General features: G+C 70.7%; 23 protein-coding genes and 1 tRNA gene. 12 read left to right on the top strand and 12 right to left on the bottom strand.

Annotated elements, in window-relative coordinates:
* Positions 1 to 354 precede the first annotated feature (354 nt).
* The 6 genes from OF819_RS27710 to OF819_RS27735 all read left to right on the top strand — a co-directional run bounded on the left by OF819_RS27710 (position 355) and on the right by OF819_RS27735 (position 7568).
* On the top strand, positions 355 to 1119 hold the full coding sequence (locus tag OF819_RS27710) for an IclR family transcriptional regulator (protein ID WP_267246395.1): 765 nt from the start codon (positions 355 to 357) through the stop codon (positions 1117 to 1119).
* 296 nt (positions 1120 to 1415) lie between these two features.
* A complete protein-coding gene (locus OF819_RS27715) occupies positions 1416 to 2174 on the top strand; it encodes an MIP/aquaporin family protein (protein WP_267246396.1) in 759 nt (252 codons plus the stop codon).
* Between the two features lie 33 nt (positions 2175 to 2207).
* The gene (gene glpK / locus OF819_RS27720; protein WP_267246397.1) at positions 2208 to 3743 is read left to right on the top strand and encodes a glycerol kinase GlpK; all 1536 of its coding nucleotides are present in this window, start codon (positions 2208 to 2210) and stop codon (positions 3741 to 3743) included.
* 16 nt (positions 3744 to 3759) lie between these two features.
* On the top strand, positions 3760 to 5370 hold the full coding sequence (locus tag OF819_RS27725; RefSeq protein ID WP_267246398.1) for a glycerol-3-phosphate dehydrogenase/oxidase: 1611 nt from the start codon (positions 3760 to 3762) through the stop codon (positions 5368 to 5370).
* A gap of 136 nt (positions 5371 to 5506) precedes the next feature.
* Positions 5507 to 6181: a FadR/GntR family transcriptional regulator gene (locus tag OF819_RS27730; RefSeq protein ID WP_267246399.1), complete on the top strand. Its 675-nt coding sequence runs from the start codon at positions 5507 to 5509 to the stop codon at positions 6179 to 6181.
* Between the two features lie 379 nt (positions 6182 to 6560).
* Positions 6561 to 7568 (top strand): PAC2 family protein, encoded by a 1008-nt coding sequence (locus tag OF819_RS27735; RefSeq protein WP_267246400.1) that lies wholly within the window; start codon positions 6561 to 6563, stop codon positions 7566 to 7568.
* A 107-nt stretch (positions 7569 to 7675) separates the two neighbouring features.
* Here OF819_RS27735 and mshC read toward each other — a convergent pair whose 3' ends face one another.
* From mshC to OF819_RS27765, 6 genes are all read right to left on the bottom strand, one after another.
* On the bottom strand, positions 7676 to 8905 hold the full coding sequence (gene mshC / locus OF819_RS27740) for a cysteine--1-D-myo-inosityl 2-amino-2-deoxy-alpha-D-glucopyranoside ligase (RefSeq protein WP_267246401.1): 1230 nt from the start codon (positions 8903 to 8905) through the stop codon (positions 7676 to 7678).
* Between the two features lie 772 nt (positions 8906 to 9677).
* Entirely contained in the window at positions 9678 to 10514 is an 837-nt protein-coding gene (locus tag OF819_RS27745; RefSeq protein ID WP_267246402.1) for an SCO1664 family protein, read from the bottom strand.
* The gene (locus OF819_RS27750) at positions 10478 to 11068 is read right to left on the bottom strand and encodes a DUF3090 domain-containing protein (protein WP_267246403.1); all 591 of its coding nucleotides are present in this window, start codon (positions 11066 to 11068) and stop codon (positions 10478 to 10480) included. Before OF819_RS27750 ends, OF819_RS27745 begins: the two co-directional genes overlap by 37 nt.
* Positions 11069 to 11128: 60 nt before the next feature.
* Complete coding sequence (locus OF819_RS27755) at positions 11129 to 11836, bottom strand: histidine phosphatase family protein (protein ID WP_267246404.1); 708 nt, start codon at positions 11834 to 11836, stop codon at positions 11129 to 11131.
* 491 nt (positions 11837 to 12327) lie between these two features.
* The gene (locus OF819_RS27760) at positions 12328 to 13113 is read right to left on the bottom strand and encodes a ferritin-like domain-containing protein (RefSeq protein WP_267246405.1); all 786 of its coding nucleotides are present in this window, start codon (positions 13111 to 13113) and stop codon (positions 12328 to 12330) included.
* 291 nt (positions 13114 to 13404) lie between these two features.
* Positions 13405 to 14454, bottom strand: coding sequence for an LLM class F420-dependent oxidoreductase (locus tag OF819_RS27765; RefSeq protein WP_267246406.1), 1050 nt, complete (start codon positions 14452 to 14454; stop codon positions 13405 to 13407).
* 137 nt (positions 14455 to 14591) lie between these two features.
* On the opposite strand from OF819_RS27765, the gene OF819_RS27770 reads away from it, so the two are divergent.
* On the top strand, positions 14592 to 15575 hold the full coding sequence (locus tag OF819_RS27770) for an aldo/keto reductase (protein WP_267246407.1): 984 nt from the start codon (positions 14592 to 14594) through the stop codon (positions 15573 to 15575).
* Complete coding sequence (locus tag OF819_RS27775) at positions 15572 to 17860, top strand: helix-hairpin-helix domain-containing protein (protein ID WP_267246408.1); 2289 nt, start codon at positions 15572 to 15574, stop codon at positions 17858 to 17860. The genes OF819_RS27770 and OF819_RS27775 overlap by 4 nt, the downstream gene beginning before the upstream one ends.
* Positions 17861 to 18160: 300 nt before the next feature.
* Here OF819_RS27775 and OF819_RS27780 read toward each other — a convergent pair whose 3' ends face one another.
* Positions 18161 to 18799 (bottom strand): hypothetical protein, encoded by a 639-nt coding sequence (locus tag OF819_RS27780; protein ID WP_267246409.1) that lies wholly within the window; start codon positions 18797 to 18799, stop codon positions 18161 to 18163.
* 48 nt (positions 18800 to 18847) lie between these two features.
* Here OF819_RS27780 and OF819_RS27785 point away from each other — a divergent pair, with 48 nt between their 5' ends.
* The gene (locus OF819_RS27785; RefSeq protein WP_137990344.1) at positions 18848 to 19036 is read left to right on the top strand and encodes a DUF5703 family protein; all 189 of its coding nucleotides are present in this window, start codon (positions 18848 to 18850) and stop codon (positions 19034 to 19036) included.
* A 94-nt stretch (positions 19037 to 19130) separates the two neighbouring features.
* Here OF819_RS27785 and OF819_RS29160 read toward each other — a convergent pair whose 3' ends face one another.
* The 3 genes from OF819_RS29160 to OF819_RS27805 form a co-directional block, all read right to left on the bottom strand.
* Positions 19131 to 20021 (bottom strand): chaplin, encoded by an 891-nt coding sequence (locus OF819_RS29160; RefSeq protein WP_323748976.1) that lies wholly within the window; start codon positions 20019 to 20021, stop codon positions 19131 to 19133.
* A 150-nt stretch (positions 20022 to 20171) separates the two neighbouring features.
* Positions 20172 to 20405 carry a chaplin ChpH gene (chpH, locus tag OF819_RS27800; RefSeq protein WP_267246410.1) on the bottom strand — a complete coding sequence of 78 codons (234 nt, stop codon included), beginning with the start codon at positions 20403 to 20405 and terminating at the stop codon, positions 20172 to 20174.
* 186 nt (positions 20406 to 20591) lie between these two features.
* Entirely contained in the window at positions 20592 to 21974 is a 1383-nt protein-coding gene (locus OF819_RS27805; RefSeq protein WP_267246411.1) for a M20/M25/M40 family metallo-hydrolase, read from the bottom strand.
* Between the two features lie 162 nt (positions 21975 to 22136).
* Here OF819_RS27805 and OF819_RS27810 point away from each other — a divergent pair.
* Positions 22137 to 22224 (top strand) — tRNA-Leu (locus OF819_RS27810).
* Positions 22225 to 22312: 88 nt separating this feature from the next.
* On the opposite strand, the gene OF819_RS27815 is transcribed toward OF819_RS27810, so the two are convergent.
* Together OF819_RS27815 and OF819_RS27820 are read right to left on the bottom strand one after the other, a co-directional pair.
* Positions 22313 to 23515, bottom strand: coding sequence for a tyrosine-type recombinase/integrase (locus OF819_RS27815; protein WP_267246412.1), 1203 nt, complete (start codon positions 23513 to 23515; stop codon positions 22313 to 22315).
* Between the two features lie 107 nt (positions 23516 to 23622).
* The gene (locus OF819_RS27820; RefSeq protein ID WP_267246413.1) at positions 23623 to 24186 is read right to left on the bottom strand and encodes a hypothetical protein; all 564 of its coding nucleotides are present in this window, start codon (positions 24184 to 24186) and stop codon (positions 23623 to 23625) included.
* Positions 24187 to 24322: 136 nt separating this feature from the next.
* Between OF819_RS27820 and OF819_RS27825 the strand changes: the two genes are divergently transcribed.
* Entirely contained in the window at positions 24323 to 24505 is a 183-nt protein-coding gene (locus tag OF819_RS27825) for a helix-turn-helix domain-containing protein (protein ID WP_267246414.1), read from the top strand.
* 114 nt (positions 24506 to 24619) lie between these two features.
* Complete coding sequence (locus OF819_RS27830) at positions 24620 to 24994, top strand: hypothetical protein (protein WP_267246415.1); 375 nt, start codon at positions 24620 to 24622, stop codon at positions 24992 to 24994.
* Positions 24995 to 25840: the final 846 nt, after the last annotated feature.

The following is a 25840-nucleotide window of genomic DNA, read 5'->3' on the forward strand; positions in this document are numbered from 1 at the left end:
TTCGCGGAGGGCTGCTGCTCGGGTGCTGCTGTCTGCGGAGGCAGAGGCGGCGGGGGAAGGGGTCGGCGACGAGGCCATGGAATGCACTCCCTGGGATGCGACGGCTGTCGGCTTTGCGTCTTCCTAATGGAAGCCGCACGGGGCCAGAGTAGCCGGGCAGCCCCGTGGGGGGTCGAGTGCGTCCAGGGGGCGGACGGCATTCTGTCGTGCGGGGTGGCCCGTCTCACCGGCCCTGGCGGACTCGTGGTGCGGTGACAGATGGTCGACATGGACCGATACTGTTCAGCATTGTCGAACCTGCAGGGTCCTGTCGTTGGCCCTGCAGTTGAGAAGCGGAGAGAAGAGGCCGAGCCGATGGCGAAGAACATCCAGTCGCTCGAGCGGGCCGCAGCGGTGCTGCGTCTGCTCGCAGGCGGGGAACGGCGACTGGGCCTGTCCGACATCGCCTCCTCGCTGGGGCTTGCCAAGGGAACGGCCCATGGCATCCTGCGCACCCTCCAGGCCGAGGGCTTCGTCGAGCAGGACGAGATCTCCGGGCGCTACCAGCTGGGCGCGGAGCTGCTCCGGCTCGGCAACAGCTATCTCGATGTGCATGAGCTGCGGGCCCGCGCCCTGGTCTGGACGGACGATCTGGCCCGCTCCAGCGGCGAGAGCGTCCATCTGGGCGTGCTGCACCAGCACGGGGTGCTGGTCATCCACCATGTCTTCCGCCCCGACGACAGCAGACAGGTCCTGGAGGTGGGGGCCATGCAGCCCCTGCACTGCACCGCCCTGGGCAAGGTGCTCTCCGCCTACGACCCCGTGGCGCACAGCGAGGCGATCGAGGCGGACCGCAAGGCGCTGACCCCGCGCACCGTCACCGGCCTTGAGGAGTTCGAGGCTCTGCTGGACGAGACGCGGGCCCGCGGCTGGGCCTGTGATGTGGAGGAGACCTGGGACGGCGTGGCGTCTGTGGCCGCCCCGATCCACGACCGCCGCCGGATGCCGGTCGGAGCGGTCGCCATCACCGGGGCAGTGGAGCGCGTGTGCAACTCCGGCGAGCTGCGGTCCGAGCTGATCGCGGCGGTGCGGGACTGCGCCAGAGCGGTGTCCCGCGATCTTGGAGCAGGTCGCTTTTAGGCCAGGCGGGCAGCGCTGAGGGGTGTCTGGCGTGACCTCTTGCGACGATATGCCCAGCTTTGGCAGACGATCAGTAACGACGATAACGATCGGGGTTTCGGCCAACCGAACCCTTGACGTCCCGTTAACCCGAGGGCAAAACTTCCGTTCATCGGTCGGCATTGTCGAACACCTACCGGCAATACGCGCTAGAGTGTGGCAACGCCAAGGGCCGGCATCGCCCTCACCTGAGGGCGCGGACCACCGGAGGGACCCGGGGTTCGCCTTCCCCTGGACGAAGGACAAAGGAGTCGCGGGTGTCCAGCTCCGACATCTTCATCGGCGAGATCATTGGTACCGCCGTACTCATCCTGCTCGGCGGCGGCGTCGTGGCCGCCGTCGTACTCAAGCGCTCCAAGGCGCAGAACGCCGGCTGGGTGGCCATCACCTTCGGGTGGGGCTTCGCCGTCATGACCGCCGTCTACACGGCGGGATCGCTCTCCGGCGCGCATCTGAATCCGGCCGTCACCGTCGGCATCGCGATAAAGGACGGGGACTGGAGCAACGCCCCGGTCTACTTCGCGGGCCAGCTGGTCGGCGCCATGCTCGGCGCGGCCCTGGTGTGGCTCGCCTACTACGGCCAGTTCCAGGCGCATCTGCGTGATCCGGAGATCGCGGACAAGCCGGCCGACGCCGGCCCCGGCCCGGTGCTCGGCGTCTTCTCCACCGGCCCCGAGGTCCGCAATGTCTGGCAGAACCTCACCACTGAGGCCATCGGCACGCTGGTGCTCGTGCTGGCCGTGCTCACTCAGGGCCTCAATGAGAGCGGCAAGGGCCTGGGCCCGCTCGGTGGACTGATCGTCGCGTTCGTCGTGGTCTCGATCGGCCTCTCCCTCGGCGGTCCGACCGGTTACGCCATCAACCCCGCGCGTGACCTCGGCCCCCGTATCGTGCACGCCCTGCTCCCGCTGCCCAACAAGGGCGGCTCCGACTGGAGCTACGCGTGGATTCCCATCGCCGGTCCGCTGATCGGCGCGGCCGCTGCCGCGGGTATCTACAACATCGCGTTTGCCTGAGCCGACCGTCACAGACTTCTGAGGAGCACTTTCATGACTGCCACCGCCTCGCACGGCACCGGCCCGTTCATTGCGGCCATCGACCAGGGCACCACCTCCAGCCGCTGCATCGTCTTCGACCGCGACGGACGCATCGTCTCCGTCGACCAGAAGGAGCACGAGCAGATCTTCCCCAAGCCCGGCTGGGTGGAGCACAACGCCACCGAGATCTGGGAGAACGTCCAGCAGGTCGTCGCCAGCGCCATCGAGAAGGCGGGCATCACCGCCGCCGACGTCAAGGCCATCGGCATCACCAACCAGCGCGAGACCACGCTGCTGTGGGACAAGAACACCGGTGAGCCCGTCCACAACGCCATCGTCTGGCAGGACACCCGCACCACCGCGCTCTGCAAGGAGCTCGGCCGCAACGTCGGCCAGGACCGCTTCCGCCGGGAGACCGGTCTGCCCCTGGCGTCCTACTTCGCCGGACCGAAGGTCCGCTGGCTGCTCGACAACGTCGAGGGCCTGCGCGAGCGCGCCGAGCGCGGCGAGATCCTCTTCGGCACGATGGACTCCTGGGTCATCTGGAACCTGACCGGCGGCGTCGACGGCGGCCACCATGTCACGGACGTCACCAACGCCTCCCGCACCATGCTGATGAACCTCCACACCATGGAGTGGGACGAGAAGATCCTCGAGTCCATGGAGGTCCCGGCCACCGTCCTGCCGGAGATCCGCTCCTCCGCCGAGGTGTACGGCCAGGTCAAGGGCGGCGTCCTGGACGGCGTGCCGGTCGCCTCCGCGCTGGGCGACCAGCAGGCCGCCCTGTTCGGCCAGACCTGCTTCGCCGAGGGCGAGGCCAAGTCGACCTACGGCACCGGCACCTTCATGCTGATGAACACCGGCGACAAGGTCATCAACTCCTACAGCGGCCTGCTGACCACCGTCGGCTACCAGATCGGCGACAAGAAGCCGGTCTACGCCCTGGAGGGCTCGATCGCCGTCACCGGCTCGCTGGTGCAGTGGATGCGCGACCAGATGGGCCTGATCAGCACCGCGGCCGAGATCGAGACCCTGGCCTCCTCGGTCGAGGACAACGGCGGCGCCTACTTCGTGCCCGCCTTCTCCGGTCTGTTCGCCCCGTACTGGCGCTCCGACGCCCGCGGCGTGATCGCCGGGCTGACCCGCTATGTCACCAAGGCGCACATCGCGCGCGCCGTGCTTGAGGCCACCGCCTGGCAGACCCGCGAGATCACCGACGCCATGACGAAGGACTCCGGCGTCGAGCTGAGCGCGCTGAAGGTCGACGGCGGCATGACCTCCAACAACCTGCTGATGCAGACCCTCTCGGACGTCCTGGACGCACCCGTGGTGCGCCCGATGGTCGCCGAGACGACCTGCCTCGGCGCCGCCTACGCCGCCGGCCTGGCCGTCGGCTTCTGGCCGGACACCGACGCGCTGCGCGCCAACTGGCGCCGGGCCGCCGAGTGGACCCCCCGCATGGACGCGGAGATCCGCGACCGCGAGTACAAGAACTGGCTCAAGGCCGTCGAGCGGACCATGGGCTGGATCGACGAGGACGAGAGCTGACGAGGAGCTAGCGACAATGACCACCCTGCAGAGCGTCCCCGCACTGGGTACGCACCCGGCCTCCGGTTCCCTGCCGAGCCGAGCCGAGACCCGGGAGCAGCTTTCCCAGGCGACCTATGACCTCCTGGTGATCGGCGGCGGCATTCTGGGCATCTCCACCGCCTGGCACGCCGCGCAGTCCGGGCTGCGGGTGGCCCTGGTGGACGCCGGCGACTTCGCCGGCGCCACCTCCTCCGCCTCCTCCAAGCTGCTCCACGGCGGTCTGCGCTATCTGCAGACCGGCGCGGTCAAGCTGGTCGCGGAGAACCACTTCGAGCGCCGTGCGGTCTCCCGGGAGGTGGCCCCCCACCTCTCCAACCCGCTCACCTTCTATCTGCCGGTCTACAAGGGCGGGCCGCACGGCGCGGCGAAACTGGGCGCGGGTGTGTTCGCCTATTCGGCGCTGTCGGCGTTCGGCGACGGCGTCGGGCATGTGATCTCCCCGGCCAAGGCGCAGCGCGATGTGCCGGAGCTGCGCACGGACAACCTCAAGGCCGTCGCCGTATACGGGGACGACCAGATGAACGACGCCCGGATGGCGCTGATGACGGTCCGCGCGGCCGTCGAGGCGGGCGCCACTGTGATCAACCACGCCGAGGTCACCGGCCTGCGCTTCACCAAGGGCCGGGTCACCGGCGCGGACCTCAAGGACCGCCTGGACGGCAGTGAGTTCGGCGTGAACGCCCGGCTGGTGCTCAACGCCACCGGCCCCTGGGTCGACCACCTGCGGAAGATGGAGGACCCGAACGCGGCCCCCTCCATCCGGCTGTCCAAGGGCGCGCACCTGGTCCTCAAGCGGACCTCCCCGTGGCGTGCGGCGCTGGCGACCCCGATCGACAAGTACCGCATCACCTTCGCCCTCCCCTGGGAGGACATGCTGCTGCTGGGCACCACGGACGAGGAGTTCGAGGGGGACCCGGCGGATGTCGCGGTCAATGAGAAGGACATCGCCCAGATCCTGGACGAGGCCGCCTTCTCCGTCCGCGACCAGCAGCTTTCGCGCGATCTGATCACCTATGCGTTCGCGGGTCTGCGGGTGCTGCCGGGCGGCCCCGGCGACACCTCGAAGGCCAAGCGCGAGACGGTGGTCACCGAAGGCCGCGGCGGCATGCTGTCCGTGGCCGGCGGCAAGTGGACCACCTTCCGTCACATCGGCCGTACGGTGATGAACAAGCTGGCCGAGCTGCCGGGCCAGCCGCTCACAGAGGACATGGCGCCGATGTCTTCGCTGCCCAAGAAGCTGCCGCTGCCGGGCATATCCAACCCGAACGCGGTCGCGCACCGGCTGCTGGTCGACGGCGGCACCCCGGGCCCGCGCATGGCCGCGGACACCGCGCGCCATCTGGCCACGCACTACGGTTCGCTCTCCTTCGACATCGCCCGCCTCGCATACGACAACCCGGAGCTGGGCGAGCGCATCCACCCGGACGCGCCGGAGATCTGGGCGCAGGTCGTGTACGCGCGCGACCATGAGTGGGCCGAGACCGCGGACGACGTGCTACGCCGGCGTACGACGCTGACGATCCGCGGCCTGGCGGACGACTCCATCCGCGCAAAGGTGGAAGACCTGCTGGCCAAGAAGGGCTGACGGCCCGGCCGGAGGTCACGAAAAAGGATCACCATCGCGAGGGCGGCTCCTGAGGGGGCCGCCCTCGTTGTACGCTCAGAGATCGACTTAGACATCGGATGTCTAGCCGATAAGTCCGAGCGACAAGGGGGATGCCATGGCCGTAACGGACGAGGCCATCGAGAAGATCAAGGAAATGATCGTCTCCGGTGCGCTGCGCCCGGGCGACCGCCTTCCCAAAGAGAGCGAACTGGCCGCGGATCTGGGCCTGTCCCGCAATTCGCTGCGCGAGGCAGTGCGCGCCCTGTCCCTCATCCGCATTCTGGACGTACGGCAGGGTGACGGCACCTATGTCACCAGCCTCGATCCCCAACTGCTGCTTGAGGCCCTGGGGTTTGTCGTCGACTTCCACCGGGACGACACGGCGCTGGAGTTTCTCGCCGTCCGCCGCATTCTGGAGCCGGCCGCGACCGCGATGGCGGCACTCCGCATCGGCGACCGGGAGCTGGATGCGCTGGAGGCACAGCTGGATCTGCTCGGGCGGGCCGCGGCGGTGGACGAACTGGTCGCGGCGGACCTGGAGTTCCACCGCACCATCGTGCAGTCGTCCGGGAACGGCGTGCTCTGCTCGCTGCTGAACGGGCTCTCCGGGCCGACCACCAGGACCAGGGTCTGGCGCGGGCTGGTCGAGCGGCATGCCGTCAGCCGCACGCTGTACGAGCACCGGGCGATCCTGACCGCGCTGCGGGACCGGGACGCGGAGGCGGCGCACGCGTGGGCGACGGTGCATGTCGCCGGGGTGGAGCAGTGGCTGAGATCCATGCCCGAGTGACGCACGAGTGACGCCTGAGGGCCGCCCGAGGGCCACCGGAGGGCTGTGCGGACACTGGTCCGAGCGCTGCCCGAGCGGCGGCCGGGCGGTGGCCGGGCACCGTGGCGCGACGGTGAGAGGTCCACGCGCCATCGGATGTGTGGCGGCACTGCTGCCGGGACTGCCCGTGGGGCGCAGCCCCTTCCACCGAAGCATTCCGGCCACACTCCGGAGATAGCTCGGATGAATCAAGAGTCGGACGTTTCAGTTATCCGATGTCTTCTCTCCTTGCGCCCTCCTTCTCGAAGTTCACCCTGGCGTGCACGGGGGCTGCGGAGGGGCCGCGGGTACGCCGTAAGGTTGGGGCGTACGAACAGGGAACTTCGGAAGGAGGCACTGGGTGATCGAGCTCGAGGGGGTTCCCGAGCTGATCGACCCGGTCATGGTGGCCGCGTTCGAAGGCTGGAACGACGCCGGCGACGCCGCCTCCACCGCGGTCGCACACCTGGACCGGGAATGGAAGGGCGAGGTGTTCGCGGCACTCGACGCCGAGGACTACTACGACTTCCAGGTCAACCGGCCCACGGTGTGGCTGGACGGCGGGGTACGGAAGATCACCTGGCCCACCACCCGGCTGTCCGTGGTCCGGGTCGGCGGCGACAAGCCGCGCGATCTGGTGCTGGTCCGCGGCATAGAGCCGTCCATGCGGTGGCGATCGTTCTGCAATGAGCTTCTGGGCTTCGCCCATGAGCTGGGCGTCGAGATGGTCGTCATCCTCGGCGCGCTGCTCGGCGACACCCCGCACACCCGGCCGGTGCCGGTCACCGGCATCACCTCCGATGCGGATCTGGCGCGGACGATGGATCTGGAGGAGACCCGCTACGAGGGGCCGACCGGAATCGTCGGCATCCTCCAGGAGGCGTGCACCCACGCCGGCGTTCCGGCCGTCAGCCTATGGGCCGCGGTGCCGCACTATGTGTCGCAGCCGCCCAACCCGAAGGCGACGCTGGCGCTGCTCAACCGCCTGGAGGATCTCATCGGGCTGCGGATCCCGCTGGGCGAACTGCCCGAGGACGCACGGGCCTGGCAGCTCGGCGTGGACCAACTGGCCGCCGAGGACAGCGAGGTGGCGGAGTACGTCCAGACGCTGGAGGAGGCGCGGGACACCGCGGAGCTTCCGGAGGCCTCGGGTGAGGCGATCGCCCGCGAGTTCGAGCGGTATCTGCGGCGGCGGGACGGGGGCCCCGGTCAGCAGGGCCCGGGGCAGCAGCCGGGTCCGGGGCACGCCACGGACGGCGGCGAGGGGGGATCGTATCTCCGCGACCCGTCGAGCGGGCGGACGCGGCCGCCGAAGCCGCCGAAGCAACAGCCGGAGGCGGATTCGGACGAGGACTCGTCGGACGACTGAGCGTCGGCGGGCGGATGGAAGAACGTCGGCGGACAGAAAAGAGAGAAGCGGGGCGGCGGCCGGAGTGGCCGCCGCCCCGCTTGTCGCTTGTCGCTTGTCGCCTGTCGTCAGAGCGCCACGCCCAGCAGGGCGTCGACGGCACGGGAGACAAGGCCGGGCGCCGACTCGTCCGTACCGCCCCCGGACTGCTGACGGGCCGCCCAGCGGTCCACCGCGAGCAGCGCGGACGGGGCGTCGAGGTCGTTGGCGAGTGCCTCGCGGAGCTCCTCGACGAGCGTGTCTGCCGAGGGCCCGTCAGGGCGGGAGACAGCCGCGCGCCAGCGGCCGAGACGCTCAACGGCCTCTTCGAGGACCTGATCCGTCCACTCCCAGTCGGCGCGGTAGTGATGCGAGAGCAGGGCGAGCCGGATGGCCGCCGGGTCGACGCCGTCACGGCGCAGGGCGCTCACAAAGACGAGATTGCCCTTGGACTTGGACATCTTCTCGCCGTTCAGGGCGACCATGCCTGCGTGCACATACGCCTTGGCGAAGGGGTGTTCGCCGGTGAGGGCCTGGGCGTGCGAGGCGCCCATCTCGTGGTGCGGGAAGGCGAGGTCGGAGCCGCCGCCCTGGACGTCGAAGCCCATGCCGAGATGGTCGAGGGCGATGGCGACGCACTCGATGTGCCAGCCGGGGCGTCCGGGCCCGAGAGAGCCGCCGTCCCAGCTGGGCTCGCCCTCACGGGCGGCCATCCAGAGCAGCGGGTCGAGCGGGTTCTTCTTCCCGGGGCGCTCGGGGTCGCCGCCGCGTTCGGCGGACAGCAGCTTCATCGCCTCGGCGTCGAGACGCGACACCTCGCCGAAGTGCGGGTCGGCCTCGACGGAGAAGTAGACGTCCCCGTCGAGTTCATAGGCGGCCCCAGCGTCCCGGAGGCGCTCCACGAGGGGCACGATGCCGGGTATCGCCTCGACCGCGCCGATGTAGTGGCGGGGCGGGAGCATACGCAGAGCGGTCATGTCCTCCCGGAACAGGGCGGTCTCCCGCTCGGCGAGCTCCGTCCAGTCCTGTCCGTCGCGGACGGCCCGCTCCAGGAGGGGATCGTCCACATCAGTGACGTTCTGGACGTAGTGAACCTGCCGCTTGGTGTCGAGCCACACGCGCTGAACGAGGTCGAACGCGTTGTAGGTCGCCGCGTGACCCATGTGGGTCGCGTCGTACGGGGTGATCCCGCAGACGTAGATACGGGCGACGGGACCGGGGTCGAGGGTCACCAGACCACCGGTCGCGGTGTCGTGGATCCGAAGGTCGCGGCCCTTGCCGGGCAGGGCGGGGACCTCAGAAGCGGGCCAGGCATGCATGTGTCGAGCCTAACCGGACGCCAGTTCCGGATACGAACCGGAGGACGCCTGTTGGCCGAATAGGCGTTCTTGACCCCACCCGCCCGCCCTTGTATGCGGGGGCTGCGCCCCCACGCCCTGCCACGGCCGCCCTGCGCTGCTCGCGGGCTCTTTCCCACCCACCCGCCCTAATGGGAGCGGGGCTCCGCCCCCGCCCCGCGCGGACCTGGCGCTGCGCGCAGCCCGCGGCCCCCGAATCCCACACCGGCCAACGCCCAGCGCAGCTCGCGGCCCCCGAACCCCACACCGGCCAACGCCCAGCGCAGCCCGCGGCCCCCATACCCCACACCGGGCCGACGCCGCATGCACGCTCCCGCGCCGCCCAGCCCCCGCCAGGCGGTCGCTGGGCACAGCCTGCTGCCCCCGAACCCCACACCGGCCGACGCCCAGCGCAGCCCGCCGCGCCCATACCCCACACCGGGCCGACGCCGCATACACGCTCCCGCCCCGCCCAGCCCCCGCACCGGGCCAACGCCCAGCGCAGCCCGCGGCCCCCATACCCCGCACCGGGCCGACGCCGCATGCACGCTCCCGCGCCGCCCAGCCCCCGCCAGGCGGGCGCTGGGCACAGCCTGCTGCCCCCAAACCCCCCGCGTCGGCCCCGGCTCCGCCCCCGTTGCGTGGTGTCACGGCTGAGGTCCGTGCTTTGCGCAGACGTCGGGTGCCGCGGTGGCAGGCGTATGTACGCCCGGCCGGATGCTCACGGGCCAAGGCGCGGCGGGCAGGCGCGGCGTCAGACGGGTGGCCAGGGGATCGCCGGCCAGTCGCCGGATGGGGAGGGGTGGCGGCCGTCCGCCGTCAGGGTGCTCACGCGGGCGCGGAGGGCGTCCACCTCGGCGGAGGTGAGCAGGTCCGCGAGGCGGGCGGCCAGCCGGGCTCCCGGGCGGAGGGCGGCGGTCAGGTCGCGCAGGGCGTCCGTCGCCTCCGGCGGGAGCGGCTCGCCCGCCCACCCCCACAGCAGCGTCCGCAGCTTGGGGTCCACATGGAAGGTGACCCCGTGGTCGATGGCGTACAGGTGTCCGTCCGCCGTGGGCAGCAGATGCCCGCCCTTGCGGTCGCCGTTGTTGATCACCGCGTCCAGCACCGCCAGCCTCCGCAGCCGGGGGTCGTCCGCGTGCACCAGCAGGGCGGTACGCCCCCCGCCGACGTCGGCGAACCCGACCGCCTTCCAGCCGTCCCCCGGCTCATCCGTCTCGACCAGCGCCAGCAGCGACCCGGCCGGGTCGGCGTCCACCCAGAGCTGGACCATGCCCTCCCCGTACGGCCCGTCCCGCAGCACGGTCGGCGGCACCAGGCCCCAGCCCAGCGCCTCGGACAGTTCGTACGCCGCCACTTCCCGCTGGGCGAGCGTTCCGTCGGGGAAGTCCCACAGTGGCCGCTCCCCCGCGACGGGTTTGTACACGCACCGCGCCTCCTCGCCGTCGTACGAGACCGAGCAGAACAGCACGGCGTTCGACGCCTCACGGACCCTGCCGCGGACGGTCAGCTCGCCGTTGGCCAGCACATCGGCCGTGTTCCCGGCAGCTGTCTTCGTCACAGGCCTCGCCGGTATCCGTTCTGACGCGGGCATACATGTCCTTCCGGGTCGAGCGGCAGACTGCACAGCGGGCACGGCGGACGGCCCGCGTTGACCACGTCCAGCGCCCGCTTGGCGAAGGCCCTGGCCTGCGCGCCCGTGAGCCGTACGCGGAGCATCGGCGGGCCGTTCTCCTCGTCCTGCAGCAGCCGCTCCTCGGCCTCCGCGAGGTCCTCCTCGGAGTCCGCCTCCAGCTCCACCAGCGCCTGCGCTTCGACGATCATGCGCTGTTCCTCGCCGTCCCACGCCAGCGCCATCGTGCCGACCCGGAACTCCTCCTCCACCGGCGAGTCCAGCGGCGCGGTGTCGGCGATCTCGGCAGGGGCGACCGCCGGCACCGGGGCATTGCCCCCGGTCCGGCGCACCACCTCGTCCAGCAGCTCGTCGATCCGCTCGGCGAGCGCGGCCACCTGGGCCTTCTCCAAGGCGACACTGGTGACGCGCCCTCCGGCGGACGCCTGCAGGAAGAACGTACGGCGTCCAGGCAGCCCGACCGTCCCGGCCACAAAGCGCTCCGGCGGGTCGTAGAGGAACACCTGACGGGACACGTCCTGTCTCCCTTGAGAGTCAGCGGGCTTTCGGCCCGTCCACCCTACTGCGCGAACCGATCACGGTGCGCCCGCACCGCCCCCGACGACGGCGGCCCCGTTCTCGCCGTCGTCCTCACCCTTCTCCTTGGGTTTCCGGGCGGCCAGCGGACGCAGATCTCCGGTGTCGCCGAGGCGCAGCAGAAACGGGCGGGTGCGGGTGTAACGGACGGCGGTTACGGAACACGGGTCGACATGGATCCGCTGGAAGAGGTCGAGATGCATCCCCAGAGCGTCCGCGACGATCGACTTGATGATGTCGCCGTGTGAGCACATGAGGTAGACGGCGTCCTCGCCATGCCGTTCCTCGATGCGGGCGTTCCAGTCCCGCACGGCGTCCACGGCGCGCGCCTGCATGGCCCGCATGGACTCTCCGCCAGGGAAGGCCGCGGCAGAGGGGTGCCGCTGTACGACGTCCATCAGCGGCTCATCGGCCAGCTCAGCGAGCTTGCGGCCCGACCATTCGCCGTAGTGGCACTCACCGATCCGGTCGTCGGTGTGCAGCGGCAGACCGGGGCGGGCTTCCAGCAGCGGCTGCAGGGTCTGTACGCAGCGGTCCAGCGGGCTGCTGACGGCGGCGGCGAGCGGCACCTCGGCGAGCCGCCCCGGCAGTGCGGCGGCCTGCTCGGCGCCGCGGTCGTCGAGGGTGACGCCGGGCGTCCAGCCGGCGAGCAGGCCGGAGGTGTTGGCGGTGGACCGTCCGTGACGTACGAGGATCAGGGTGGCCATGACGGCCAGCCTAGGGGGTGCGTCCGGGCGGGACGCTCGCGGTGCGGTCGCCTGGCCCCTCCCCCGCCCCTTCCCAAGACTGGGGGCAAGCCCCCAGCCCTCCTCCGGGGGGAGGGGCTGCGGAGCTGCCGCCCCGCGCCCCAGGGCGGGACGGCAGCTTCGCGCCGCCCGCCCCGCACGGCCTCCGGCCGTGTCCTCAAGCGCCGCCCATCCCGCCTCGCCGACGACCGGGGCGCGAGGGCCAGCACACCCATCCACGCCCCACGACCGGAGTACACCGGGGTATGAGGCCCAGCGCGTCCAACCCCGCCGACGTTTGCGGCGCGAGGGGCAGCACAACCAAGCCCGCCCACGACCGAGGCGCAAGAGCCGGAAACCCAGCCCCGCCGGCGACTGAGGCGCGAGGGGCTGCACATTTCAGCCCCGTGGGGGCACCTCCCAGCGGTAGCTGGGGGAGTTTGAGGCGCGGGGGTCCGGGGGCGGAGCCCCCGTCAGACGGCCGGCGCGGGGCTCGGGGGGCCGTCCAGCGCGCCCCGGCGCTCCGGCATCCGGAGACTGACCATCCGGTGCCAGCCGCCGAGCCGCTCGTACGCGTACATCCCGTGGATGCCGGCCGCAAGCGCCGCGGACTTGGCCTTGGGCCAGCGCAGCAGGCGTCCCATATGGGACATCACGGCAATGCTCACATCGCGGTAGATGCGGATCTCGGCGAGCGCACTCTCGCGCAGCACACGCTGGATCGTGCGCCCGTGCCCCTCCGCGGCCAGCCGCAGCAACTCCTCGTGGCAGTAGGCGAGGTGGTTGTCCTCGTCCCCGGAGATCATATGGATGGCCTTGCCGACGTCGGGGTGGTCGCCGAAGTGCTTCACCAGCATGTCCATCTGGTCGGCGGCGCGCTGCTCGGTGACCCGGCTGTGGGAGAGGTAGACGACGATGTCCTGTTCGGTCAGCGGCTCGTCACGGCGCAGCTTGTCGTGGGCGAGGCCGATGCCCTGCTTCTCCAGGATCATGGTGTAGTCGGTCTCGGGCGGCACCGGGACCGGCTCCAGATTCCGCTTCTTCAGCAGCGCGTTGAACAGGCGGCCGTGCTTGTCCTCGTCCGCGCCATGGCGGATGATCTTGGGTGCGAGGTCGCGCATGCTCTGGGGGACGAGCGCGGCGATGCGGCCGTTCTCCCAGCCGCCCTGGGCCTCGCCGCTGGCCGCGATCGAGCAGAAGAGCTGGAAGGAGTCGTCGTTGTCGAGGATCTCCTGGAACAGGCTCCGGGCCGAGAGCATTGCCGCCACCTCCATAGAAGCCATCCGAACCGAAGGCATCCGCCATCCGCAAAGGACGAGTCAAGTGCGGTCCGGGAGGTGAGGCAACAACCGGGACGGACAACTCCGCCGAACGGGGGATCGTACGGAAGGCCGCGGGGGCGCGACCGGGGCGTGCGGCGGACCGTAACCGGAGCGGGGCGTCGGGCGTTGTGCTGCATGACGGCCGTGGCGGGGAAGACCCCCGAGCCCCCACCACGGCCGCAGTCTTGAGTCGGCATCGCGTCCGGAGCGACGCCTCCCGCCGAGCGCTCAGGCCAGTCCGGCGGTCTCCAGGGCCTCGACGCCCGCCCGCAGCGCGCCGATCCGCTCGTCGAGCGTGAAGCCGGCGGGGGCGAGAGTGAGCGTGGTGACGCCGGCCGCGGCGTACGCCTGCATCCGGTCGGCGATCCGGCTCACCGGGCCCAGCAGCGCGGTCTGGTCGATCAGCTGCTGAGGGACGGCGGCAGCCGCGCCGTCCTTGTCGCCCGAGAGGTACTTGTCCTGGATTTCGGCGGCTTCCTTCTCGTATCCCATGCGCTGCGCGAGCTGGTTGTAGAAGTTCTGCTTGCGGCTGCCCATGCCGCCGACGTACAGCGCGGTGTACGGGCGGAACATATCGGCGAGCGCGCTGACGTCGTCGCCCAGCGCGAGCGGCAGGGTGGGGCAGACGTCGAAGCCCTCCATCGTCCGGCCGGCCTTCTCCCGGCCCGCGCGCAGATGCCGGATCGCGGTGTCCTCCAGATGCTCGGCGGACGGGAAGATCAGCAGCGCGCCGTCGGCGATCTCGCCTGTCTGCTCCAGGTTCTTGGGGCCGATGGCGGCGATGTACAGCGGGATGTGCTCACGCTGCGGATGGACGGTCAGCTTGATCGGCTTGCCCGGCCCGCCGGGGAGCGGCAGGGTCCAGTGCTCGCCCTCGTACGTCAGCCGCTCCCGGGTCATCGCCTTGCGGACGATCTCGACGTACTCGCGGGTGCGGGACAGCGGCTTGTCGAACTTCACCCCGTACCAGCCCTCGGAGACCTGCGGTCCTGAGACGCCGAGGCCGAGGCGGAACCGGCCGCCGGAGAGGGAGTCGAGAGTGGCCGCGGTCATCGCGGTCATGGCGGGCTGCCGGGCGGGGATCTGCAGGATCGCGGAGCCGACGTCGATGCGTTCGGTCTGCGCGGCGACCCAGGACAGCACGGTGGGGGCGTCCGAGCCGTATGCCTCCGCGGCCCAGCAGACGTCGTAGCCGAGCCGGTCGGCCTCCTGCGCGACCGCGAGATTGTCCGCGTCCATCCCCGCGCCCCAGTAGCCGAGGTTGATGCCGAGCCGCATAAGCGTTCCCTCTCACTGCTCTTACCGATCAGTAACGTCACGTTCCGCGGACTCTAGCGCTCCGATGCGCGATCCGTCAGAGGAAGGTTGTCCACAGGCTCTCTCAGGGTGCGCCCTTGGCCAGTAATCTCGCGGCCATGGAGCAGAGGCATCTCGGCCACACCGGCCTGCGCGTGTCCCGGATCGGGCTCGGCACCCTCACCTGGGGCCGGGACACCGATGAGCATGACGCGGCCGATCAGCTCAAGGCGTTCTGGGAGGCGGGCGGGACGCTGGTCGACACAGCGGATGTGTATGGAGCGGGGGAGGCCGAGTATGTCCTGGGGAGGCTGATCGACGGGCTGGTGCCGCGTCAGGAGCTGGTAATCGCCACCAAGGCGGGCGGCGTGCCCGATCCTGACCGGCGGGTCGACGGCTCGCGCGGTCATCTGCTGGCCGCGCTGGACGCCTCGCTGGAGCGGCTCGGCACGGACTATGTGGATCTTTGGCAGGTTCACGCCTTCGATGGGCAGACCCCGCTGGAGGAGACGCTCCAGGCCCTCGACCTCGCGGTGAGCAGCGGTCGGGTCCGATACGCCGGCGTGTCGAACTTCTGCGGCTGGCAGCTGGCGAAGGCGGCCACCTGGCAGCTCGCCGCGCCCGGTCTGCGCACCCGGCTGGCGAGTACCCAGATGGAGTACTCCCTGCTCCAGCGGGGTGTGGAGCGCGAGGTGCTGCCCGCCGCGCTGGATCTCGGCGTGGGGCTGCTGCCGTCGTCCCCGCTGGGGCGCGGGGTGCTGACGGGGAAGTACCGGTCGGCGACCCCGCCGGACTCCCGGGCCGCCTCGGAGCAGTGGGGGCCGTTCGTGGAGCCGTATCTCGACGACGCGGCGAGCCGGGTGGTGGACGCGGTGGCGACGGCGGCTGACGGGCTGGCGAGCACACCGCTCGAAGTGGCGCTGGCATGGGTCCGGGACCGGCCGGGCGTGGTGGCCCCGATCGTCGGGGCGCGCAACGCGCAGCAGCTCACGGCCGCGTTGTCAGTGGAGGCGCTTAGTCTTCCTGACGAGATCTGCCAGGCGCTGGACGATGTCTCGGCGCCGGTGCACCGCTATCCCGATCAGGACTGGAGCACGCTGTGACTGTGCCTTCCCGGGGGACTGACCCTGGCACCCCGGCCGCCGCCGGATCGTCGGGGGGAGGCCCCGAGCCCGCCGACGCGCCTGAAGCCACGCAGCCCGCGCATGCCGCTGACGCGACTGAGACGGCGGAGGCGGTGGCGGAGACGGCCGACGCCGGGGGGCCCGAGGCCGGGGGGCCGCAGGGCGGGGGCTCGCAGGGCGGGGGCTCGCAGGGCGGGGAGCCTGACTCCGGGACGGCCGGGAGTGACGCGGGCGCAGCCGCGGGGGAAGCGGGTGCAGGAGACGAGGAGAGCGGGCCGGAGACCGGCGAGGTGTCCGAGGCCGAGGCGGAGCTCGCGGCGCAGCGGGAGCTGCGGGCGCGCATCGAGGAGCGGAAGGCCGCGAAGGGCAGGCCCGTGGACAGCGGCGGCAAGCTGAGCGGCACGGCCGCCGAACTGCTCGCGGCGGTGCGGGCCGTGGAGAGCGGCGAGAAGTCCGCGGCCGCGTTCTTCGACTCCCCCGCACCCCCGCCGCGCAAGCCTGCCCCGGCCGCCGCCCCGCCGGTACGGACCCGAGCGGCCGAGCCCGCGCCGATGCCGCCCGCGCCGGACCCGCGGACGGTGCGGGAGGCGGCCACCGTGCTGGCCGAGGGCGGTGCGCCCGAAGCGCTGGCCGGGCAGGTCGCGGGCGTCCTCGGGGAGCGTGCGGCTCAGCTGCTGCGCGAGGACCCCTGGCGGCTGTTGTCCGTGCCCGGTGTCCGGCCGGAGCAGGCCGACGCCTTCGCAAGGGCGCTGCTGGGCTCGGAGTGCGGCCCCGGCGACCGGCGCAGGGCCGTGGCCCTGGTCTCCTGGCTGCTGGAGCGGGCCGCGCTCCAGGGTCACACCGCGCTGGAGTCCTCGGCGGTGCGCCGGGCCCTGGCCGGGCAGTCGGTCCCCGACCCGGAGGAGGCGCTGCGGCAGGCCGTGGCCGAGGGTGCGGTGCTGGTGTTCCAGGACGGCCTGGAGGAAGAGGCCGCCGCGCCCGAAGCGGCCGGCGTGTCCGAGGAGGCCGGATCCGAGGAGGCCGGATCCGGAGAGGAATCGCCGGTGCCGGTGTTCCTGGGACTCGACCGGTACGCCCTCGCCGAGGAGAGCCTCGCCGATGGGCTGGCCCGGTTGGTCAAGACCAGGCACGGCGAGGCGTGGGAGGGGCCTGAGCTGGTGCGTGCCGTCGGCGCGCAGGGGGTCGTCCTGCACACCGGCGGCGAGGCGGCGCGCGCCGAAGCGGCGGCCGTGGCGCAGACGGCGCGGGAGCGCGGGCTGCGAGCGGCGGTCGCGGTCCACAGCGAGAACGGCCGCCGCAGGCTCGGCCCGGAGGCCGTCACCGTGGCCGGGCTGCTCTCCGGCGAGCAGGGGCCCGGCCGGGACGAGGAGGGGGCCTTCGCGCTCGATGTGCTGGCGGTCCTCGACGCGCCCCAGCTGGATGTGGAGACCGCGGCCACGCTGGTGGAGTCCCTGCCCGACGGGTGCCGGCTGCTCCTCTCCGGGGACCCCGCGGTGCTGGGCTCCGCGGGTGCGGGCCGAGTCTTCCAGGACGTCCTGGCCGCGGATGTGTGTCCGAGGATCGCGTCCCGGACTCCGGATCCCGGGCCGATCGGCGAGCTGGTCTCGGGCATCGGCGCGGGCGAGCTGAACGAGGTGGCCGCGCCCGGCAGGGAGGTCGTCATCGTGCCCGTCCATGACGCGGGCGAGGCGGTCCACCGTACGGTGCAGCTCGTCGCGGACTCTGTGCCGCGGGCGCTGGGGGTGCCCGCGGAGGACACGCAGGTGATCACTGTGGCCCATGGGGGCGCGGCGGGGACGCGCGCGCTCAACGCGGCACTCAAGCAACGGCTGAACCCCGGTCCCGGGCGTTTCGGGGGCTTCGACCCGGGCGACCGGGTGGCGTATGCACCGGCCCCCGGCCGGACGGTGATGGGCACGGTGGTCTCCGCGGATGCGGAGGGGCTGCATCTGGAGTGCGAGAGCGGGAGCATCACCGTGCCGAGGGCACGGGTCGGCTCGATGCTGCGGCACGGCTGGGCGGTGACGGCGCACCAGGCGTCGGCGATGCGATGGGCGGCGGTCGTGGCGGTGGTGCCGGGCGACGCGGGGGCGGCGCTGAGCCGGGCGTGGGCGTACACGGCGTTCAGCCGCGGGGAGCGGCATCTGTCCGTGGTGCACGGCGCGGAGAAGGCGCTTGTGGAGGCGGTGACGTCCCGGCCGGCGCCGGGGCGCACGACGCGGCTGCGGGAGCTGCTGATGCGGATCCTCGCGGTGGCGGAGTAGCGCGGCGCGGGTCCCTGTGGTGCGGGCGGGCCTTTAGCCGGGGAGGGGCACCCCGCCCCCGCACCGGGTGGCTCTCCGGTCTGACGCGCACGGGTGCGGGAAAGGGCTGGGGGTCCCCCACGCCCCTTGGGGCGTAGGGGGAGGGAGGGAAAGGGTGCGGGCCTGCCCCGCACCACCGGGTGCGGGGGTCCTCCGGCGCCCCGGGACGTAGCCGCGCCCCCGGGTGCAGGGCCTGCTCCTCCGCCACCGGGGGCGGGGCGTCCCGCTGCGCCCTGGGCGCAGGGCCCAGGGCGTTTTGGGCTACGACGGGGACTCGGGGTGTTCCTCCTCGTCGAAGACGGAGCTGACGTCGAAGCGGCAGACCACGCGTTCGGGGTCCGCCTGGTCGAACGGGGTGGTCAGCCACTCGCCGGGCTCGGGGAGTTCCTCCGCCGCGGCGACCCAGAGCGTCGAGTCGCCCTCCTCAAGGCCGAACTCCTTGTGCCGGCTGGCGATTTCATCCGGCTCGAACTCGCCGAACAGCACGCCGAGCGCGGCGTGCACGCTCTCGCCCACGGTGGGCGCGTTCTCCCGGCGGTCGTCGTCGGAGTCCAGGTCGGCGATGCGCTGTGCCTGTGCGAGCAGTCGCTGCGGCTCGACCACCGCGTAGTCCCGGCGGATCAGCACACTGAGGGCGCTCGGTTCCTCAGGGCCCGTGTACGGCGGCAGGGAGTCGTCCGCGCCGGGGATCTCGAAGGGGGTCACCTCGTCGTAGCGGTCGTACAGCCGCTCGTCATACGCCTCCGCCGCCGCGGCGAGGGCGTTGAAGGCGTCGTAGACGGCCGGGTCGTCGTCACCCGTGCGGCGCTCGACCGCCAGCAGGTGACGGTCCAGCGCGGCTTTGAGCGCCTCCGCGGCGGCGCGTACCTCGGCAGCGGTGGGCTGCGCAGCATCAGACATAGTGCAGACGCTATCCGTACCGGGGCACTGGCGTCACAATAGATTGCGATGCCGGAATACGAATTTGTCGACGTGTACGTACCACGCGGGGTTTCCCGCAAGGAGGCGACGCGTCTGCTGACCGACCATGCCGAGTACGGTCACTGGGAGTTGGACCGACTGACGTTGCGCCGGGACGGCAGCCGCAGGGTGCGGCTGCGCCGACGCATCATCCGTCAGGTTCGCGCCACCTGGTGACCTTCAGGAGACAGCGCGTAACCGCAGTGAGACGGAGCGGGCCCCGCAGACGCGGGGCCCGCTCCGTTGCGCCCGGCGGCCGGACCTTCAGGGGTCAGGCGTTGGCGCGGGCGCGGCGGTACAGGACCGCTCCGCCGAGCAGCAGTCCGGCGCCTGCCGGGATGATCAGCCCCATCCCGTTGGTGCCGGTTCCGGCGAGCTCCGCGGCGCTCGCGGCGCGGGCGACGTCCTGCCCGCCGGGCACACCGGCGTCGTCGGCCTTGTCCGCCTCCCGAGCCTCGCCCTTGGCCTTGGCCGGGGTGCCGGCCTCGTCCTCGGCGCCGCCCTTGGCCTGGTCGTCGCCCTTCTGCTCTCCGGCGGCGCCGGAGTCGTCCGAGCCGTGGGCGCCGTCCCCGCCTTCCTCGCCCTCGGAGCCGGACTGGTCGGAGGTGTCGGAGTCGTCCGAATCATCCGAGTCAGCCGGAGTGCCGGGGTGGCCGGGGTTGCCGGACCTCGGTCCGTCCGGGTTGCCGGCCCAGGCGGGACCCGCCTGGTTGGCGCAGTCGTTGCCCGTGGTCGCGTTGCCGAGCCCGCCGATCGTGGCGGTGTTGCCGCAGACGTTGACCGGCACATGGACGGGCGCCTGGACGTTGTTGCCGGACGCGACGCCCGGCGAGTCGCTGGTGCCCCCGGATGCCTGCGACCCGCCGCCGCCCTGGTGACCGCCGCCCCCGCCGTAGGCGTCGCCGTGCCCGGACGAGGACGAGCCGTTGGTGCAGGTGTTGCCCATGGCCGGATTGAGCAGCGCGACCGCGTTGACGGTGTTGCCGCAGACGTTGACCGGCACATGGACGGGCGCCTGGACGTTGTTGCCCGAGAGCACCCCGGGGGAGTTCGACGCGCCGCCGTCCGCCACGGCGTCCGCCTGTGCGTATCCGCCGCCGAGGGCGATCATTCCGCCCGCGGCCGCCATGGTCATCAAGCCCTTGCGAGTGACCTGTCGCATTGGTTGGTTTCTCTGCCTTCCCGCTTCAGCACTGGTCCGGGCCCAGAGTGGCCCGGATGGAAAGCCAGACGGCCCCGGAGCGCATGGCGCGCACTCCGGGGCCGCCCGGTAAGACCCTGGCCCCGGCCCGTGGCGAGCCGGGTCAGCACGTCACTTGTTGATGCAGGTGTTGCCGAAGGCGGGGTTCAGCAGCCCGACGATGTTGATCGTGTTGCCGCAGACGTTCACGGGCACGTGGACCGGAGCCTGGACGACGTTGCCCGAGGCCACGCCGGGGGAACCCACAGCGGCACCCTGAGCACCGGCGTCGGCCATGGCCACACCCGCACCCGCGAGCACCAGACCACCGGTGGCAGCCGCAGCGGCGACGACCTTCTTGATCATTATTCCTCCTTGTTGGCAATGCGGTCCCAGCCGCGGACCGCACCACCTGTAACGAGGAGTGATACACGGGGCCACGCCCCCGGGCACACATTCACCCTTTCCAGCAAGAAGCGCACGTGATGACGATTATGGGAGTTTCGTTTCAGCGGACGATGTCCACCCGATCGCCCTTGCCGAGCTGGGCTTTCAGCAGGCGTCAAGGAAGCGGTCGAGCACTCGTACGCCGAACTTGAGGCCGTCGACGGGCACCCGCTCGTCAACTCCGTGGAACATGCCCGCGAAGTCCAGCTCGGGCGGCAGCTTCAGCGGAGCGAAGCCGAAGCAGCGGATGCCGAGGTCGTCGAAGGACTTGGCGTCCGTGCCGCCGGAGAGCATGTACGGCACGGCCCGGGCGATCGGGTCCTCGGCGCGCAGCGCGATCTGCATCGCGTCCACGAGCGATCCGTCGAAACTGGTCTCCAGCGCCTTGTCGGCGTGCACGTCCTCGCGCCGCACCCGCGGGCCGAGCAGCCGGTCGAGGTCGGCCAGGAACTCCTCCTCGTAGCCGGGCAGGAAGCGCCCGTCGACATGGGCGGCAGCCTGGCCGGGGATGACATTGACCTTGTAGCCGGCGCCGAGCATGGTCGGCGCGGCGGAGTTGCGCAGGGTGGCGCCGACCATCTTGGCGATGCCGCCGAGCTTGGCGAGCGTCGCCTCCATGTCCTCCGGGTCCAGCGGGGTGCCCAGGGCGTCGGACAGCTCGTCCAGAAAGGACCGCACGGTCTTGGTGACCCTGACCGGCCACTGGTGCCGGCCGAGGCGTCCGACCGCCTCGCACAGCTCGGTGATGGCGTTGTCGTCGTTGGTCATGGAGCCGTGCCCGGCGGTGCCGTCCACGGTCAGGCGCATCCAGTGCATGCCCTTCTGCGCGGTCTCCACGAGATAGAGCCGCAGCTTCTCATTCACGGTGAACGAGAAGCCGCCGACCTCGCCGATGGCCTCGGTGACGCCCTCGAAGAGCCCGGGGTGCTTGTCCACGAGATGGCGCGCCCCGTACGTGCCGCCGGCCTCCTCGTCCGCGAGGAAGGCGAGCACCACGTCGCGCGGGGGCTTGCGGCCGCTGCGCAGCCGGTCCCGCACGACGGCGAGGGTCATCGCGTCCATGTCCTTCATATCGACCGCGCCACGGCCCCAGACGCAGCCGTCGGCGATCTCGCCGGAGAAGGGGTGGTGGGTCCAGTCGTCGGCGTCTGCAGGCACCACGTCCGTATGGCCGTGGATCAGCAGGGCGGGCCGCGACGGGTCCTCGCCCTCGATACGGGCCACGGTGGAGGCCCGGCCCCGATGGGACTCGATGATCTGCGGTTCGAGGCCGACCTCGGCCAGCTTCCCGGCGACATACTCGGCCGCCGCCCGCTCCCCCGGCCCCGAGTGGTCGCCGTAGTTGCTGGTGTCGATCCGGATCAGCTCCCGGCACAGGTCGACGACCTCGTCCTCACCCGAGACGGGTCCCTGACCGGGCCCTGAGGCAGTTCCCGGGACAGGTCCCGAGACGGGCGCGGCCTTGTCCGCCCTGGTCGACTCGCTCACGCCGATTCCTCCCACTGTCGCTGTGTGGTCCCCCGGTGGTCCCCCTCATCCTCCTCCTGCCCCGCGGCGGACCCCAAGGGAACCGGCCGTGATCGAGCACCCTCGATTGTTTGCTATGGTTTTCCACGTCGGAGCGGCCCGGGGCCGCGCGACAGACACCTTGTCCGGGTGGCGGAATGGCAGACGCGCTAGCTTGAGGTGCTAGTGCCCTTTATCGGGCGTGGGGGTTCAAGTCCCCCCTCGGACACCAGCAGAGACCCCAGTTCACCTGGGGTTTTTCTGTTTCTCCTGCTGTGGCGTGACCAACCACGTGACCAACAGCCGAGCGAACTTCCTGGTCAGACCAGGGATGACAGGCCGATACGGCTGGCACTCGAAGCGGCCAGCTTCTTCGCTCCCTCAGCGCGACGCCTGCCGTACCGCGCCATCGTGTAGCCCGGCGAGTGATGCCGGGCGTTGGCCGAGACCTCTACCGGGTTCTCGTGGGCGTCCAGATCGTTCGTGATCTTCGACGCCCGCCAGTCGTGCAGCCGGAAGTTCTCCGGCAGGTGCAGACGGTTACGTGCCGTCCGCCAGCGAGCCGACACCTTCTCCGGGTCCTGCGGCCCGCCTGCCTCACCCCGGTACAGCTTGAAGCCGTCACGGGCGAACACGAGGTCATGATCCACCCATAGATCCCCCAGCCGGTCCCGCTCCGCGTGCTGGCGTTCCTTCTGCCACTTGAGGACGTTCATCAGGGCTTGGTCTACGTAGATGATCGCGTTGTCGTCTCCGTCCTTGGTGAGCTTGCGCAGCCGGTAGGTGTTGCCTTCCTCGACCACGACCCAGGCCAGTTCGATGGCGCACTCATCCCAGTGGATGAGCGACCACTTCCACCCCAGCACTTCGCTACGGCGACACGAGGTGGCCGCGTAAGCGGTCCACAGCGGGGCGTCCCGAAGGCAGTGGTGGGTCAGTCCGCCGTCGCACGCCCGGTTGCCGCACGGCTTCCAAATCTCCCGGAGGAAGTGCGCCGTCTCGTGATCGTTGAGGGTCGGGAAGTCCGGCTGTGCCGCCTTGATCTGCCGCTCGGTCGGCGGGTTTGCCGTGTGGGCCGGGTTGACCGTGAGGAGTTTCCTCGGTCCGGTCACCGAGTCCAGCGCAGCCGAGATGATGTTGTGGATGTGGCGGACGCTCTTGGGGCCGAGCGGCTTGTTGCCGTTCGCCTCGATGGGCGTGCTCTCCAAGAGCCGGTACAGCTCGTCCAGCCGCTCGTCCGTCACCTCCACCACCTTCACCCTGCCGATGTGCGGCTTGATGTGCAGCCGGATCTTCGGCTCATACCCCTCCCTCGTGGTGTCCTCGCCCCGATGCTTGGCGAGCCAGCCGTCCATGAGCTGTCCCATGGTCATGTCGGAGCGAGGTGTGAGGGTGCCCGCCTCGTGGTCGGTATGCCACTTGCGCAGCGCCCGTTCCGCCTCGGTCTTGTTCTTGTACTCCCGGCCTATCCAGTAGCGCTCCCTCTTGCCCGTCGCCGGGTTGAAGTGCAGGGGCGTACGCACGCCCCAGGTGTTCGGTCGGCCCGTACGCGGGATCTCCACCGGAGTCCCACCGAGCCCGTTGCCGCGCTTTGCCACCCGGCTAGTTCCCCCTCGCTCTGTCGCAGCCGTTACGGCTGTGGCGCTTCCTCACCCTTGATCCCCTTCACCGTCTCGATCGCCTTGTCCGTGAGCTTCCCGCCCGCCTTTCCTTCGACCTTGGTCAGGAAGCCGCGCTGTCGCGCCGCTCGAAGGTGGCCCTTCAACGTGGCCTGCTTGGTCCCGGTGACGTTTTCGAGCGCCTGGATGGGAGCGGTCTCGCCGATCTCAACCAGCCGCACGTAGAAGGCGGAGAGGATCGCGAGGTACTCGTCAGACAGCCCCCTGGGTAGGCCGGCCAGCTTCTCCCTGAAGTCCTCAACTGGCTGTTGGCCAGCGAGGGCCAGCCTTGCCAGCCGCCCCACCTCTGCCGCGAACTTGGCTGTGTCGATCTGCCGCAGGACCGTGCTGGTGATGCCGCGCGCTACCTCTTGCGGGTCGGCTTCCTCGTGCGGCTCGATCCGGATTTCGCGGGGGTTGCCCGAGGTGGAGTCGAGCGGAAGCCACATGGTGACCTTCCATGCCCCGATGCGCTGGACCTGTTCGACGCCCGCACGGGGCGCAGCGCTGCCCTCGTGATCGTTGGTGTTCGTCATGCGGAGCAACATACGTAACCGGACCGCACTGGGCAAGTCAGGGCGTGACGCATCCGGGTTTGACTGAACCGGACCGATGACTCAGGATGGGCAGCCCGAGGGGAACCATCCCCTCCGCTAACCGAGGAGCCGTCCTTTGCAGAACGCCCGCCTGATGAGCGTCACCGACCTGGCCGAGTACCTGGGCGTGACGCCCGCGTGGGTCTACAACAACCACCGAACCTTGAACATCCCCGCCTGCAAGATCGGCGGACACCTGCGCTTCCGGCCCGCCGACGTGGAGCGCTGGATCGAGCGGGACTGCCGGGAAGCCGCCTGACCTGAGCCCTACCCCCAAGCCAGCCTGATGGCTGGCCGTGCCTACCAGAAGGGAGCACATGCGAACCACCGACTATCGGCGCACACCGCGCCACACCGGAAGGATCACGACTCAGTGCGCATCGACTTCGGACCCGGCATTGAATGGGGCGGCATTTCTCAGGCTCACTCCGAACTCATGGCCAGGAACGACGGGCACCTACTTCACTACCGCGTCTACTTCGCCGCCCTGTGGCGGGCGAACCAGATAGGTCACGCCGAGTTCCGCATGGGTGAGCTTGCCACGGTCCTTGTCGGTGATGACGGAGTCATCCCGTCCAGGCAGAGCGTCACGAACGCGGTCACGCGGGCCAAGGCGTTGGACCTCATCGGGCACGACTCAACCGTCCGATGCCTCACCCTGCCGCATCACCACTTTCAGAAGGGCGGCCGAGGAGGCCGCAGGTGCAGCGTGCACGGCGACGTCACCCCTTGGATGCGCGCCGCCTGAGCGCTCAGCCCGAGCGGACGACACCCGACAGGTGTACAAACACCCGGAACGTACACGTCAGGCGTGGCGGAGGGACACGCGGCACGTGTCGTGGTACATGCCTTGACCTGGGGAAACGTTCGCCTCCTCTTTATCTATCTCAGCAGGTTCAAAGCCCTACGAGCCTGGCCCCTCTGGGGCCGACAGGTCGAAGCGACTTACGTACGTGCAGCGGCGAAGAGGTAGGCAGTAGTGGCGGCCTCCGGCCGCACAGTCGGAAGCCACTTCGACGAGGCGGCCCCGAAGGGGGCCGACAGCGTGAGGCGACTTACGTACTTGCGTGCAGCGGCGAAGGTAAGCAGAGGCGCGGCAGCGCCCCCAACGGCAAGTGCGACGGCGAAGAGGTAAGTAGGAGTGGCGGCCTCCGGCCGCACATCAGGAAACCCGCTTCGACAGAGCGGCCCCGAAGGGGGCCGACAGGAGTAAGCCCAGGAAGCTGGCCAGGTGGGGCGCTGCCGCGCCCCCACAATGCGAAGCCCCTTCACTTGCGGCAAGGCGCATGGGCCGCTTACGCGGCCACAGAGCAAGGCGGCTTTCGTCAAGCCTCGTAAGGCTTCATTCTCGTGCAGGCTCCGAGTGCCGGCGAGGCTAGGCGCAGCGCCCCTACCTGCTACTTCTTCGCCGCTGCCTACGATCGCCGCCGCCCTGACGAGGTCTGGAACCGTGGCGGAATCTGAGCTGCTAAGACATGCCGGTCCTCGACTTTCCGCTCTAGGGCCTGTCCGGCGGATCTTTGAGTGATCTGGCGCTCGTGGCCGTGTAATTGGTCATGGGGCGTGGCGATCTGACGAACGCGGAGTGGTCATG

The sequence above is a fragment of the Streptomyces sp. PR69 genome (assembly GCF_026420845.1).
Taxonomy (GTDB): domain Bacteria; phylum Actinomycetota; class Actinomycetes; order Streptomycetales; family Streptomycetaceae; genus Streptomyces.